Raw genomic sequence first — 14,139 nt, 5'->3', positions numbered from 1 at the left:
GAATGAAGGTGTCGGGCGGCGAACCGCATCCGCGGCACCGCCGGCGGCGCATCGACGATGCGTCCTCATCGAACCGTTCTGGGGAGTTTCATCATGAATCGCAGACTGATCGCAGCGACCGCGCTGCTCACCCTCGCCATCGGCACGCCGGTAGCCGCTTTCGCGCAGACGTCATCGTCGGGCCCGACCCGTGCCGACGTGATCGCCGATCTCGTTCAGGCGCAGCGCGACGGCACCGTGCCCACGTCGAACTGGGACTATCCGCCGAGCACGCAGACGATCGCGCGCAATCGCGAGCTCTATGCGATCGCGCACGGCGAGCAGGCTACCGCGACGGCGTCGGCGCCGGTGCCGGCCGTCAGTGCGCAGTAACCGGGAGGCTGGCGATGAAGCGTCTTTCCCGACTGGCGATCGCTGCGCTGCTCACGGCGGCGGTCGCGCCCGCCTTTGCACGCGGGATGCCGCAATTGCCCAATGACGACGGCAGCCGCGCCAGCGTGCTGCAAGCGTTGAACCCGGCGCGCGTGGCTGACGACGGTCGACCGCATGCGGCCGGCGTCGTATCGAATCGGGGCGGCGAGACGTCGCGCGGTCGCGACAGCGGCATCGACCGGCAACTCGGCGTGGCCGGCGATGCGCGGCCATGAGCGGCCATGAACCGCCACGGGCGGCAATCCCGGCCGACGTGAGCGACGGGATCGCAATCCGGCCGGAAAGCGCGGGTGATGCGGCGAACACACCGTGAAGCGAGGCTGCCCCGGTTCATCCGCTCTCAGGTATTCAGCGAAACCTCGGCCTCCGCAGGTGCGGCCGGCACCGCCGATTCATCGGCCAGCGCCCAGCGTTTCACGAGCCCCGCGATCACGAGCACGGCGACCGCACCGGTCAGCGGCGCGACGGCCATGATCGGGAGAGTCTGGCCGAGCCCCAGCCCCGCGCTCAGGAGGGCCGCGCCGGCAAATGCGCTGCCGATCGCGCCCAGCCGTCCGAACGCGTGCATCCAGCTCAAGCCGGTCGAACGCGCGACGGTCGGGTAGAAGCGCGCGGTCAGCGCGTTCATGCCGGTATTGGTGCCGGGAATGAACCATCCCCACGCAAAGGCGAGCACCTGCAGGACCCAGAACGTCGACTGCATCCCGTGCACGGCCCATAGCGACAGTGCCGCCAGGCAAAAACTCGCGGCGATCACCCGGTAGCGGTCGAAGCGATCCATCAGCCAGCCGATCGCGACCGAGCCCAGCGTGCCGCCCCGGTTCAGGAAGCCGACCATGATCGCGCCTTGTGCGCTCGTATAACCGGCGTCTTTCGCCATCGTCGGCAGCCAGTTGTACAGCAGGTAAAGGACGAACAGCCCGACGAAGTAACACAGCCAGATCAGGACCGTGCCCGCGAGATAGCGCGTCGACAGGATCGTGCCGATCGCGCCGCCTTTCACCTTCGGCTGCGCGGGCAGGAAGAATGTCGTATCAGCTGTCACGCGCGTGCGGCCGATCGCGGCAAGGATCTTCGCAATCAGTTCGGGACGCTTGTTCCGAAGCGAGGCGCGGTGCTTGATTTGCCGTGTTGGCTGTTCCGAAATGGTTCGTTGCGTAACTCATTCAGTTTGAATCAAATTGGTCTGCAATGAGGCGAACCCGATAGGCGGTTCGCTTTTCAGTTGACAGCACTGAACAGCCGGTATTGATTGCGACGTCGTCCGCCTCCGGGCGGTTCAGCCGGATACAACGCCAGTGGGGCTGATTGAAGCGTCGTCGACATCAGCATCGACTGTGGCGGTTACCGTGAGGCACCTCGACATTACATATTTCATTCTCTGTAACGAAAATAGAAATTAAAAATAAATGAAGTTGTTTGGAAAATGAAATATTGAAGATGCCGAAAGGATGCGGCTGGCAGGTTCGTGATTCGCACTTCAATTTTTGTCAGTCAATATTGTTGTTTTAGAGATTAAATACAATCTCGCGACTTGTTGTTGCCGCTAGAATTGCGGCGGCAAGACGGGGTGCCGTTCCCGTGAGAGTGCGGACCACTGCTGGCTCGCAAAAAACAAGAAGATGGATAACGAATGAACATGACCGAAGTGGCTCAGGCGATTCGTGGCGGCCTGATCCAGCAGGACCGCCTGCTCAAGACGAGCATCCCGATGTTGCCGGAGAACGCACTCGTACCGCGGCGAGCCGTGACCTATGCCGAGCTTGGTCGCGATTTTAGCGTGACGCTCGACATGGTCTCCACGGCGGGCGACATCGAATTGAAGACGCTGATCGCCCAACCGATCACGCTCTGGATTCAACAAGCGAACAAGTCCTATCGGCCGCTCAACGGCTACATTCATACGGCTCGCAGACTGGGTGCTGACGGTAGCCTTTCGAGCTATCAGCTGACTTTCGCTTCCTGGATGCATTTCCTCAAGTTCCGCACCGACATGCGGTACTGGCAGGACAAAAGCGTCGACGCCATCATCACGGACGTATTCAACGTGCATCCGCAGGCACGAGGGCAGTTCGAATTTGCGTTGCTGAAGCCGCTGCCTTCGCGTTCATATTGCCGCCAGAGCGAGACCGACTGGAATTTCATCCATCGCTTGCTGGAGGAAGAGGGCTTGTTCGGCTTCTGGCGGCACGACAACGACGGGAAGTCGCATCGATTTGTCGTGACCGACGATATCTACTCACTCGATGAGATGTCACCCGGTTCGGTCGGGTTCTCCAGGTCGGGTACGCGTGGCGAAACGGATGCATTTGCGCAGTGGGCGGGTTCCCGGACGTTGCAGAGCACCGTTTACACGACACGCACGTTCGATTACAAGGCGCCTTCGTCCGTCGTCAATCCCAAAGGCACGACTTTGCCGACAATGTCTGGTCAGGGGAATTTGCCGGAGCAGGCTGAAGTCTACGAATACACCGGCGCCTATACGTATCTGGACCGGAGCCGCGGCGAACACCTGTCAAAGATTCACCTGGAGGAATGGGAGTCGCGAGCGAAGCGATTCTTCGGCGTGGGTGGTGTCCGCGCAATTGACGCCGGTTGTCGCTTCACTTTGACGGGACATCCGGAACATGATCGCGACTCGGCCAGCCAGCGCGAATTCGTCGCGATCAAGGTGCAGCGGCACATCGAGAACAACCTGCCGCTGCCCATCCAGGAAGCGAGCTTCCCGCATAGCTTGCAGAGCCAGCTTGCGCACGCGAAATCGGCACATACGGGAGAGGCCGTTGTGCACGGAGATGGATCGGCGGGATTTTACCTGGTCGAGGTGGAAGCGCAGCGGGTGACCGTCCCGTATCGGAGCCCGTTCGAGCACAAGAAGCCGGTGATGGAGCTGGAGACGGCCATCGTAGTGGGTCCCCGTGGAGAAGAGGTGTACACGGACGAACTGAACCGGGTCAAGGTCATGTTCGTGTGGGATCGCCAAAACCCGGCCGATGCGAGTGCTTCATGCTGGGTGAGAGTTGCGCAATCGGATACCGGTGGCGGGTACGGGAGCGTTCACGTTCCGAGGGTCGGTGAGGAAGTATTGGTCGGATACGTAGGCGGGGATTGTGACAGGCCGATCGTTCTCCATCGAGTCTACAACGGGAGCGTCCGGCCCCAGTGGCACAGCCACGGCGTCTTGTCCGGCTATCGGTCGAAAGAATATGGCGGCAGTGGTTACAACCATCTCGTGATGGATGACTCTACTGGCCAGAACCGGGCGCAGCTGTACTCGACGAGTGGCGATTCGCATCTGCATCTCGGGCACCTTGTCGAGCATGCCGACAACACGCGGGGAAGCTATCTCGGAACGGGCTTCGATCTGAAGTCGACAGCATACGGCGCGATCCGTGCAGGTCAAGGATTGTACATATCGACGCATCAGGCGACCGCGGGACAACCGCTGGATGCAGGCGAGGCGACGGAGCAACTCGTCAATGCATACGGGGTGCTCGACGCGCAGTCGCAGGCGAGTGTGGCGAGCCAGGCGGAAAGCCTGCAGCCGGGCAGCGATGCGCTGGCCGGATTCCGTGATGCGACGCGGCACAGTGTCACTGCCGCGTCGCATGGCGGGCGGACTGCTGGCGGTGGCACGGGCAGCGCGAACAGCTTTGCGAAGCCGGTGATGCTGATGGCAAGTCCGGACGGTATCGCGCTGTCGACGCAGCAGTCGACGCAGATCACGGCAGATGAGCACGTCAATCTCGTCAGCGGGCAAAACATGCACGTTGCGACAGGCAAGTCTCTTGTCGCGAGCGTTGCGGAGAAACTCAGCCTGTTCGTTCAGAAAGCGGGGATGAAACTGTTCGCGGCCAAAGGCAAGGTCGAGATCCAGGCACAGGGTGATGCGATGGCGTTGGCGGCATTGAAAGACATTTCGATCTCGACCAAGGACGGCCGGATCGTTCTGACCGCTCCGAAAGAAATCTGGATCGGCGCGGGCAACTCTTACATCAAGATCTCGACGAACGGGATCGAGAACGGTACGCCGGGGCAGATCCTCGAGCGGTGCGCATCGTGGGAAAAGCAAGGCGGCACGAGCGTCTCGCCCCCGCAGCAGGCGTTTTTCGAAAGCCAGCAACCGTTGCAGTACAGCCAGCAACTGGTGCTCGACGAAGTCCTGCACAAACCGGATGGCGTTGTGCAGGCGGTCGGTTATCGATTGGTTGGTGACGCGGGGGTCATTCTCGGCAGCGGCATGCTCGATGGCAGTGGACAGACCTTGCGCGCCTTTACCGATACGCCGCAGCAGATCCACGCGATCTTCGATCTGAACCATGGCAAATGGAAGACGATGATGTATCAGGAGCCGTTCTACATGAGCGCCAACGAGGTCGATCACCCCGATGCGGGCGTGTTTGACTACGCGGATCATGCGATGACGGACGATGCCGGCGACACGACGGGCGAAGACGATTCGACTGACGCGGACGATTCGACGGATACGGAACACACGGCGGCCTGACCCCCATCCGGAAGTGGACGGGTGGGCATTTGAGGTCGCGAAAGGCAGTCAGAGAGATAAGGCAAAAGCAGATGAAAGCACGAGTGCAGGTCAAGTACTGGATACGCGCTGTATTGGGTGCGATGCTGGTCCACGCCACGGTTGCATCGGCGCAGACGACGGAGCTTCCGCTCGGTACGCCGGCAGGATTCAGTGCCGACGCCATCAATCCTCTCGGCAATGACCGTTACTGCATCAGCGGACATATCTATGACGACAGCGCGCCGAGCCGATCCGCAATGGTCGTGCTGGTCGATGCGGGTAGCCGCCGGGTGGAGTGGCGTACCGCCATTCCATATGGCTCGGGTCATGTCAGCAATTCGGCGGTGGCCTGTGGTAGCGACGGCCACTCGATTTATGCGGTGACCGAGGAACACACGCAGGGCAGCGAGTCGCTCAATCAAACGAGCGTCGTCGTGAACCGCCTCTCCGTTGCGGGCAAGCTCGAAAAGCGGCAGCCGATTCATGCAGGCTTTGACGAGTGGTTCTACATGCTCGACGTGGGTCCTGCCGGCGTCAATGTCGCAGGGGGCACGAGCGCGACATTGCAGCGTGGCGGGCCATTCGGCACATTCGTCGCGCACTTCGATGCCGATCTCGGGCAGCCCACGCTGACGCAGCTTTCGAGTGGAGCATTCTGGACCGACGCGTCCGCCCGGCTGGATGGCCGGCGCCTTCTGGTGGCAGGCAAGTTCCTGCCGAACGCCGGAGCAGGGCACGACGGATACGCGGTGTCGCAGATCGATCTCGACAGCAAGCGATATGTCCGTTCCGCGTATCCGTTGCCCGGCAACGTGACGGCGGCGAGTGCGTTCGTGTCTTCCGACGGGCTTGTGCATGACGTCGGCGTCACGCCTGCTGGTGTGTTGACGGTCGTGACGGTCGATCCTGCGGGAAAGACAACGTCCACCTTCTCGACGGGAAATGGCACGCTCTGCAGCATCGATGCGGTCGCTAGCGGCAATCGTACCGTGAGCGTCATCGGTGACGCATGCAAGGGCAATCGCGCCGTGTTGCTGTCCATCGATCCGACCTCGCATGCCGTGAGTACGCTCCATACGTTCGGCAGCGAGATGGATGCGATCGGGTTCGACGGCAGTAATTGGGTCGGCGTGACGAAAACCAAAGGGCATGGCGCTGTATTTCAGCGGGGAGCGAGTTAAGTCATGGCGGGCGACAAGAAATATACGTACGACGACGAACTGGAATTCATCAAGAACCTGTATTGTCCGGCTCGACAGGTCGCCGACGAGACGGGCTGCTCGTGGAAACTGATTCTTGCGCAGGCTGCGCAGGAAACGGGCTGGGGAGAGCGCGTTCTGCAGGGAACGAACAACTTCTTCAACATCAAGGCTGATGCGTCGTGGCACGGTGAGTCGCGTACCTTTACCGTCCCGGAAGAGAGGGAAGATGGAAGCAAGTATTTGGTGACGGCTGCGTTTCGCGTGTATCCGTCCATGCTGGAGAGCTTGCGAGATCGTCAGAAATTTCTTGCATCGAATCCTCGCTATGCGGCGGCGGGTCTTTATAGCGAAGGGGTAAAGGGGAATCTCGAAGCGGAAGCACGGGCGCTGCAGTCGGCTGGTTACGCCACGGACAAGAAATACGCGAAGAACATTATCGAAGTGGCCGGTGGCCCGTCGATGAAGCGGGCTATCGAACGCGCACAGAAGGCTGGCTGCAAAGGCTGTCTGCCGACGGTGAACGTCTACGTGCTCGACCAGGCCAAGGCGCATCTGGTCAACACCAAAATGAAGGCAACCCAGGGCGGCAAAACGATCGACCTGGTCACGGACAAGAACGGGCAAGTGCAGGTACAGGCCGCGCTGTCGGGTGGGCCGGTTTCCTTGCAGGCCTGGTCGGAACACGATCACAAGTGGGTGCAGATCGAGCAGACCGTGACACCGACGACGCCCGCTACGGCCATTACGGTCGTTGCGCCGACAATCGTCGTGCCGTCGGCGACCGAATTGCACAAGCCGCCGCCTGCGCCTGCGCAGCCTCAGCCTGCAGCGAGTCATCCCGCGGCGCCTACCCCGACTCCCGCTCCCGCTCCCGCTCCCGCTGCTGCCGCCTCGCACGCCAGCGCAGCCAGCGTCGCTCCGCATGGCGGTACGGAGACCTATATCGTTCAGAAAGGCGATACGCTCAGCAAGATCGCGAAAAAATACTCGACGAGCTATCGCGTGCTGGCGCGTCTGAACGGCATTGCATCGCCGTACTTTCTGTATCCGCATCAGGTATTGACCGTACCGAAGGCACATGCGCACCCGTCTTCGTCACCGGGCGCGGCAACGGCCGCCGCACCGGTGGCGGCAGGCTCATCATCTGCGGCGGCCCCTGTGGGCGCCGGATCGGCCGTCGCAGCGGCGGCTCCCGCGACGACCGCGGCATCTGCATCGACCGCTGCCTCGGCCCACGCAGCGGAGACTCACGGGAAAGCCGTTCATACGGCTCCTGCCGCACCTGCAACGAGCGCGCCTGCGCACCCAAGCACGCATCCGGCAAGCGGGTCTGCCGGGTCATCACCCGCGCCAAAGCCGGCGCCGGAAGTGCATGCTGTCCGTTCCCGGGACGAGAGCGATCACCCGAAAACCGAGGCACTGAGTGCCAGTCATGCACCGTGGATGACGTATGCAGAGGAGGAGCGTCGCGTCGGCATCAAGCGCAAGGGAGGAGACGTTTCCACCGAGCACATCAAGGAGTATTTCGGTGCGACGTCGCAAGCCAAGGCTGATCCGAATTCCGCCGCATACTGTGCGGCATTCGTGAACTGGTGTCTGCAGCGCGCGGGCTATGAGGGGACGAAGGGAAAGACCAATGCGATGGCAAGCAGTTTCCTGAAGTGGGGGAAGCCGACCAAGGGGAACAAGCCGGTGTACGGCGCCATCGCCGTCGTGCGCTTCGGCAAGAGCGCGTACCACGTTACCTTTGTCAACGGTGCTCATCGCTTCGATGCTCATCAACATCTGCAATCGTTGGCAACGTTGGGTGGGAACCAGGGCAAGGCGCATGAGGTGAACAAAAGCCATCTGCCGCCGTCTTTGGTGGTAGCGTATCGTCTCCCGAACGGCTATGACGCAACGGATGATGACTATCAACTGGCGCTTGTGCCGGATGACGGCAGCACATCGATGACGGCAGCATCGACTCGATAGATGTACTTTTGCCCGACGCCGGGTGTTGCGATGTCCCGCGAGACGTTCGCACTGCCGCTCGATGACGGGGCGATCCCGGTTACTTATTTTTCTCGAATCTTGATGATAAAGCTATCAAAGCTCACTGCATGCGCATTGATCCTCGTCGCGACCGTCGCCAACGTGACGTATGCCCGCGATCTGGACAAGAGCGACCCTGACCGCGCCCATATACTGGCCGCCGTTCACCGGCTGAACGACAGCGAACCGGACCTGAAGGATTACCACTATTTCGTGGTCGATCTGATCAAGGATCGTGATGCCGCCTTCGCATGTGTTGCATTGACGGATAAGGACGGCAGCCTGGAGATGACGGATGACCAGGCCGAGATCATGAAGTTCGCGCTTGAAAAGCGCAACGCGCAATGGGTAGCAACCGATCTCGGCGGCGTGGGATTTGCAGTCGGTGCGAAGCCGGTGCAATCGGACTGCAAGGTGGAAGGCCGTATCGTCAACACGCGCGATGATGTCAATGTCGCGTTGAAGGCAACGGGACACAAGTCGTTATCCCCTCGTTGACCGCGGAGATTGTTGGCGAGACCGACAGGAAGGTGGCGACCTGCCGGATCTGAGCGCTGTCGCGACGGCTATCGTTAGGTATTCGCGGAAACCTCCGCCGCAGAAGTCACCGCCGTTCCCGCCGACTCATCGGCCAGCGCCCAGCGCTTCACGAGCCCCGCGATCACGAGCACGGCTACGGCGCCGGTCAGCGGCGCGACGGCCATGATCGGGAGAATCTGGCCGAGCCCCAGCCCCGCGCTCAGGAGCGCCGCGCCGGCAAATGCGCTGCCGATCGCGCCCAGCCGTCCGAACGCGTGCATCCAGCTCAATCCGGTCGAACGCGCGACGGTCGGGTAGAAGCGCGCGGTCAGCGCGTTCATGCCGGTATTGGTGCCGGGAATGAACCATCCCCACGCAAAGGCGAGCACCTGCAGGACCCAGAACGTCGACTGCATTCCGTGTACGGCCCAGAGCGACAGTGCCGCCAGGCAAAAACTCACGGCGATCACCCGGTAGCGGTCGAAGCGATCCATCAGCCAGCCGATCGCGACCGAGCCCAGCGTGCCGCCCCAGTTCAGGAAGCCGACCATGATCGCGCCTTGTGCACTGGTATAACCGGCGTCTTTCGCCATCGTCGGCAGCCAGTTGTACAGCAGGTAAAGGACGAACAGCCCGACGAAATAACACAGCCAGATCAGGACCGTGCCCGCGAGATAGCGCGTCGACAGGATCGTGCCGATCGCGCCGCCTTTCACCTTCGGCTGCGCGGGCAGGAAGAATGTCGTATCAGCCGCCACGCGCGTGCGGCCGATCGCGGCAAGGATCTTCGCAATCAGTTCGGGACGCTTGTTCTGAACCGTCAGGAATGCGACCGATTCGGGCAGCCAGCGCATCAGGATCGGGACGCAGACCACCGCAAGCACACCACCCACCGTCAGCATCGCGCGCCACCCGTAGCTCGGGATGATCCATGCCGCGATGAACCCGCACAGCGCGGCGCCGACCGTGAACCCGCTGTACACGAGCGTCACGAGGAACGAGCGCCGGCGTTCCGGCACGTACTCGGACCACAGCGTCACGACGTTCGGCATCACGGCGCCGAGGCCGAGCCCGGTGACGAAGCGGATCGGCAGCATCGTCGCGAGCGACGTCGCGTGCGCAGTGGCCAGCGTCCCGATACCGATGATCAGCACGCTCGCGACCAGCACGCGCTTGCGGCCGAACCGGTCGGCGATCGGCCCGCCCGACAGCGCGCCGGCTGCCAGCCCGAACAGCGCGGCGCTGAGTACCGGCGCCAGCGCGCTTTTGGTGACGCCCCATTCCTTGATGAGCTCCGGCACGACGAAACCGATGATGACGGTATCCCAGCCGTCCAGCGAGATCACGACGAACGTGAGCAACCCCACCAGCCACTGAAACGGGCTGACGGGGCGTTCGTCGATGAATTCCCGGACGTTGATGGCGCTTCCTGATGCCGGCATGGCTGTCTCCTGCGATGGGGCCCCGGGCCCTTGCTTGGGCGTCGGGCGGTACCCGACGCGATGCCCCGCAGTGTTCGTGTGCCGAAATTCCGCGTCCAACAAGAAATTCCGTTTGCCGCGACAACGAAACCTTATCGGTCGGCCGTGTGCTCCGGGTACCCCGGTATCCCTTGCCCCAGCTTTTCCAGCAGGAATTCGGCGACGAGCGTGACCGCGGGCGGCAGCGGCGGGCGGCTCGTATAGACGAGCTGCAGCCCGAGGCCCGTGCTCGAGCGTCGATAGGACGGCAGCACGCGCACCAGCTTGCCTTGCTCGATCGCAGGCTCGACGAGCAACTGCGGCACCAGCGCGATGCCCAGCCCGGCGATGCAGGCTTGCACGACCACGCGCATGTCGTTGACCGAGAAACGGCCGGCGATCGAGATTTCCTGCGTGCCGCGCGGCCCCTGCAGGCGCCACATGCTGCGCCCCTGGCGGCTCGACACGGTGAGGCAATCGTGGTCGGCCAGGTCGCGCGGCGTGCGTGGCGCGCCGCGTCGTTCGAGATAGGCGGGGCTGGCGGCGAGGATCATCGTGCCCGGCGCGATCCGGCGCACGCGGAAGCTGCCGCCCGTCTCGATGCCGATGCGCAGCGCGAGGTCGATGCGCTCGGCGATCAGGTCGGACGGCGTGTCGTCGAGCAGGAAGTCGATGCTGATCTGCGGATAGCGCGCATAGAACTCGGCGAGCCATTCCAGCTTGAAGAATTCGAACAGGCCGGCCATTGCCGCCACGCGCACGGTGCCGGACGGTTCCTGCCCGTCCGCATGCTGCCGCTCGATCTCGAAGATCCGGTCGAGCGCCGGCGCATAGCGCTCGAACAGCGCCTGGCCTTCGGTGCTCGGCGCGAGCTTGCGGGTGGAGCGGTGCAGCAGGCGCGTGCCGATCTGCCCCTCGAGCTGGTCGATGCGCCGGCTCAGCGTGTTGGCCGGCATGCGAAGGCGCCGCGCGGCCTCCGAGAAGCTGCCGGCCCGGACGACCTGGACGAACAGCGCGAGATCATTCAGATCGAGCATCGGATTCCTCCAAAAATGGATTAATCAAATCCTATTTATCCGTCTAGTGTAAAGCGGCTTCAGTCTCCATACTGGTTTCACGCTACAGACGAACCCCTGATGTCCCACGGAGATTGAATTGAACAAGCCCCTGACGTTCGCGGCTGGCCTGCTCGCCGCCTCGCTGTCGTTTTCCGCATTCGCCGCCGCGTCGACGTACCAGTTCGATCCGGACCATACGTACCCGAGCTTCGAGGCCGATCATATCGGCGGCCTGTCGGTCTGGCGCGGCAAGTTCGACAAATCGGGCGGCACGGTGACGCTCGACCGCGCGGCCAAGACCGGCACCGTCGACGTGACCACCGCGATTGCATCGGTGCATACCGGCAGCGCGAAGCTCGACCAGGACCTGCAGTCGAACCAGTTCTTCGACGCATCGAAGTTCCCGCAAGCGACTTACAAGGGTGCGATCACGTTCGACGGCGACAGGCCGGCGACGGTCGTCGGCAATCTCACGATGCACGGCGTGACGCGTCCGCTCACGCTGAAGATCGATTCGTTCAAGTGCATGCCGCATCCGATGCTCAAGCGCGAAGTGTGCGGCGTCGACGCGGTGGGCGAGTTCGACCGCAGCGACTTCGGCGTCGATTTCGGCAAGGCGTACGGCTTCAGCATGAAGACCCGCCTGCTCATCACGGCCGAAGCCATCAAGCAGTAATCCCGTCATCCCGTTCGGAGAACCCTCATGAAACTGCTGCACATCGATTCCAGCATCCTCGGTCAAGGCTCGGTCAGCCGCGAACTGTCGGCGGAGGTCGTCGCGACCTTCCGCGCCCGCGATCCCGGCCTCACGGTCACGCGCCTCGATCTCGCCGCGACGCCAATCGGTCATCTGACCGGCCTGCACCTGGCCGCCGCACAAGGCGCGCCCGTCGACGACGCGCTGAAGGCGGACGTCGAGATCGGCCAGCGCGCGCTCGACGAATTCCTCGCGGCCGACATCGTGGTCATCGGCGCACCGATGTACAACTTCGGCATCGCGTCGCAACTGAAGGCGTGGATCGACCGCATCTCGGTGGCCGGCAAGACGTTCCGCTATACCGAGAACGGGCCGGAGGGCCTGTCCGGCGGCAAGAAGCTGGTCGTCGCGTCGTCGCGCGGCGGCGTGTACAGCGCTGGCTCGCCGGTGGCCTCGTTCGATCATCAGGAAACCTATCTGAAAGACGCGTTCGGCTTCCTCGGCATCACGGACATCACGTTCATTCGCGCGGAAGGCGTCGCGATGGGGCCGGACAAGCGCAGCGGCGCGATCGCGTCGGCGAAGGAAGCGGCGGCGGCACTCGCGGCCTGACGCAACGGGCCGGATGCCGGCCACAGGAGAACCATCATGTTGAATGCCCTCGAACCCGCCCCGCGGACCGCTGTCGCCGGCCGTCACGTCGTGTTTCGCACGCGTGGCCACGCACACGGGCCGGTCGTGCGGATGGTGAGCCCGTCCGACGTCGGCGAGATGATCAAGCCGTTCGTGTTTCTCGACCTGATCGACACGCAGGCGCCGATCGGGCAGACGGCTTTCGGCTGGCATCCGCATTCGGGCATCGCGACGCTGACGCTCGCGATCGACGGACGCGGCACCTATGCCGAATCCACCGGCCACGAAGGCACGATGGCGCCCGGCGACATCGAATGGATGAGCGCGGGGCGCGGCGTCTGGCATACGGGTTCCGTCGTGCCGCCGGTCAAGGCGTTCCAGCTGTGGGTCGCGCTGCCGCCGGGGCGCGAGCTGGCGCCGGCGTTCAGCCAGCACCTGTCGATCGACGACATCCCGACCGACGGCCCGGCGCGCGTGCTGCTCGGCCGCAGCGGCGACGCGGTCAGCCCGATCGATGCGCCGCCGGGCATCAACTACCTGGTCGTGCAGCTGAAGGCCGGCGAACGCTGGGTGTCGCGGCCGCCGCAGGGCTACCGGGTCGGCTGGACCGCCGTGATGGACGGCAGCCTGCGCATGCCGGAGCCGGTCGGCCAGGGCGAACTGGCCGTCTTCGATGCGTCCGACGCGCCGCTCGAATTCGAAGCGGTGACCGATGCGCGCTTCGTCGTCGGGACGGCCATCCCGCATCCGCACGATCTGCATCTCGGCAACTACTCGGTGCATACGAGCGCCGCCGCGCTGGTGGAAGGCGAGCGCGAGATCGTGCGCATCGGCCACGCACTGCGCGCGAAGGGCGCGATGCGCTGAGCGGCGCGCCGGCCGCCGGCCGAGCGCGCTCCGCTGGATCTGGCGGGCGCGGTGACCGTTACCGCGTCGCTGATGCTGGCCGTTTACGCGATCGTGCACGGCAATGCAGCAGGCTGGACATCGGCGCAGACGCTCGTCCAGCTCGGTGTCGCGTTCGTGCTCGCGTTCGCGTTCGTCGTTGTCGTCGTCGAGTCGCGCGTGCCGCAACCGCTGATGCCGCTGCGCCTGTTCGCGCGGTCGTTCATTTCCGCGCTGCACCTGCAGCGTGTGCTGCACTACGGCGCGATGCAGGTCGGGCTCGCGTTCCTGCCGGCCAGCGTCGTGATGGCGGGGTTTTCGCGGGGCTTGTCGTCGAAGCGGGTGATGCGGTTCGGGATTCGCGCGACGCTGTCGTCCGGCCTGCTGGTCGCGATCTGAAACGGGTCTGCAGCTTTCTCTTCCATTACGGCATCGCGGTCTGGCCGGCGCATTCACGAATGCGCCGGCCATTACGCATTCGTCACCGCCAGGCCGCGCCTGGCAGCCGCGCCGGCTACCCGGCACGTTTAGGTGTTTATACGTATGCCGATTCCGGTATCTCCCCAATCCAATATTTCATTGGAAGGTTATCGGACTTGTTTCTAGACTGATGCGGGGCATGCAGACCGGGCCGGCCGCACGCGCCGGCTGGCCGCAGCCCCTCCCCGCATCCGCGCCACGCAGAACGAGA

Annotated in this window: 12 protein-coding genes and 1 pseudogene; 10 read left to right on the top strand and 3 right to left on the bottom strand. The window is 63.4% G+C overall.

Annotation, left to right across the window (positions count from 1 at the left end; translation table 11 throughout):
• Positions 1-93 precede the first annotated feature (93 nt).
• Together HAV18_RS18725 and HAV18_RS18720 are read left to right on the top strand one after the other, a co-directional pair.
• Positions 94-372, top strand: a complete 279-nt coding sequence (locus HAV18_RS18725; RefSeq protein WP_166958406.1) for a DUF4148 domain-containing protein — start codon at positions 94-96, stop codon at positions 370-372.
• Positions 373-386: 14 nt separating this feature from the next.
• On the top strand, positions 387-647 hold the full coding sequence (locus HAV18_RS18720; RefSeq protein ID WP_166957925.1) for a hypothetical protein: 261 nt from the start codon (positions 387-389) through the stop codon (positions 645-647).
• 125 nt (positions 648-772) lie between these two features.
• Here HAV18_RS18720 and HAV18_RS18715 read toward each other — a convergent pair whose 3' ends face one another.
• On the bottom strand, positions 773-1,477 hold the full coding sequence (locus tag HAV18_RS18715; RefSeq protein ID WP_166958404.1) for an MFS transporter: 705 nt from the start codon (positions 1,475-1,477) through the stop codon (positions 773-775).
• A 588-nt stretch (positions 1,478-2,065) separates the two neighbouring features.
• Here HAV18_RS18715 and HAV18_RS18710 point away from each other — a divergent pair.
• The 4 genes from HAV18_RS18710 (at position 2,066) to HAV18_RS18695 (ending at position 8,694) form a co-directional block, all read left to right on the top strand.
• Positions 2,066-4,939 (top strand): type VI secretion system Vgr family protein, encoded by a 2,874-nt coding sequence (locus HAV18_RS18710; RefSeq protein WP_166958402.1) that lies wholly within the window; start codon positions 2,066-2,068, stop codon positions 4,937-4,939.
• A 71-nt stretch (positions 4,940-5,010) separates the two neighbouring features.
• A complete protein-coding gene (locus tag HAV18_RS18705; protein ID WP_166958400.1) occupies positions 5,011-6,141 on the top strand; it encodes a hypothetical protein in 1,131 nt (376 codons plus the stop codon).
• Positions 6,142-6,144: 3 nt separating this feature from the next.
• The gene (locus HAV18_RS18700) at positions 6,145-8,136 is read left to right on the top strand and encodes a TIGR02594 family protein (protein ID WP_166958398.1); all 1,992 of its coding nucleotides are present in this window, start codon (positions 6,145-6,147) and stop codon (positions 8,134-8,136) included.
• A 30-nt stretch (positions 8,137-8,166) separates the two neighbouring features.
• Positions 8,167-8,694, top strand: coding sequence for a hypothetical protein (locus HAV18_RS18695; protein WP_166958395.1), 528 nt, complete (start codon positions 8,167-8,169; stop codon positions 8,692-8,694).
• 74 nt (positions 8,695-8,768) lie between these two features.
• Here the strand turns inward: HAV18_RS18695 and HAV18_RS18690 are convergent, their stop codons facing one another.
• Together HAV18_RS18690 and HAV18_RS18685 are read right to left on the bottom strand one after the other, a co-directional pair.
• Positions 8,769-10,157 (bottom strand): MFS transporter, encoded by a 1,389-nt coding sequence (locus tag HAV18_RS18690; protein WP_166958393.1) that lies wholly within the window; start codon positions 10,155-10,157, stop codon positions 8,769-8,771.
• Between the two features lie 131 nt (positions 10,158-10,288).
• The gene (locus HAV18_RS18685; protein ID WP_166958391.1) at positions 10,289-11,212 is read right to left on the bottom strand and encodes a LysR family transcriptional regulator; all 924 of its coding nucleotides are present in this window, start codon (positions 11,210-11,212) and stop codon (positions 10,289-10,291) included.
• 118 nt (positions 11,213-11,330) lie between these two features.
• Between HAV18_RS18685 and HAV18_RS18680 the strand changes: the two genes are divergently transcribed.
• The 4 genes and pseudogenes from HAV18_RS18680 to HAV18_RS18665 form a co-directional block, all read left to right on the top strand.
• Positions 11,331-11,909 (top strand): YceI family protein, encoded by a 579-nt coding sequence (locus tag HAV18_RS18680; RefSeq protein ID WP_166958388.1) that lies wholly within the window; start codon positions 11,331-11,333, stop codon positions 11,907-11,909.
• A gap of 27 nt (positions 11,910-11,936) precedes the next feature.
• Positions 11,937-12,542: an FMN-dependent NADH-azoreductase gene (locus tag HAV18_RS18675; RefSeq protein WP_166958386.1), complete on the top strand. Its 606-nt coding sequence runs from the start codon at positions 11,937-11,939 to the stop codon at positions 12,540-12,542.
• A gap of 36 nt (positions 12,543-12,578) precedes the next feature.
• Positions 12,579-13,430 carry a pirin family protein gene (locus HAV18_RS18670; protein ID WP_166958384.1) on the top strand — a complete coding sequence of 284 codons (852 nt, stop codon included), beginning with the start codon at positions 12,579-12,581 and terminating at the stop codon, positions 13,428-13,430.
• 9 nt (positions 13,431-13,439) lie between these two features.
• Positions 13,440-13,841: pseudogene (locus HAV18_RS18665) on the top strand (MFS transporter); the annotation flags it as partial.
• Between the last annotated feature and the right edge of the window lie 298 nt (positions 13,842-14,139).

Origin of the sequence: Burkholderia sp. D-99, from assembly GCF_011605345.1 — a bacterium.
Lineage (GTDB): Bacteria > Pseudomonadota > Gammaproteobacteria > Burkholderiales > Burkholderiaceae > Burkholderia.
The sequence above is the reverse complement of the archived record's forward strand: the minus strand, read 5'-3'. Positions and strand labels throughout refer to the sequence as shown.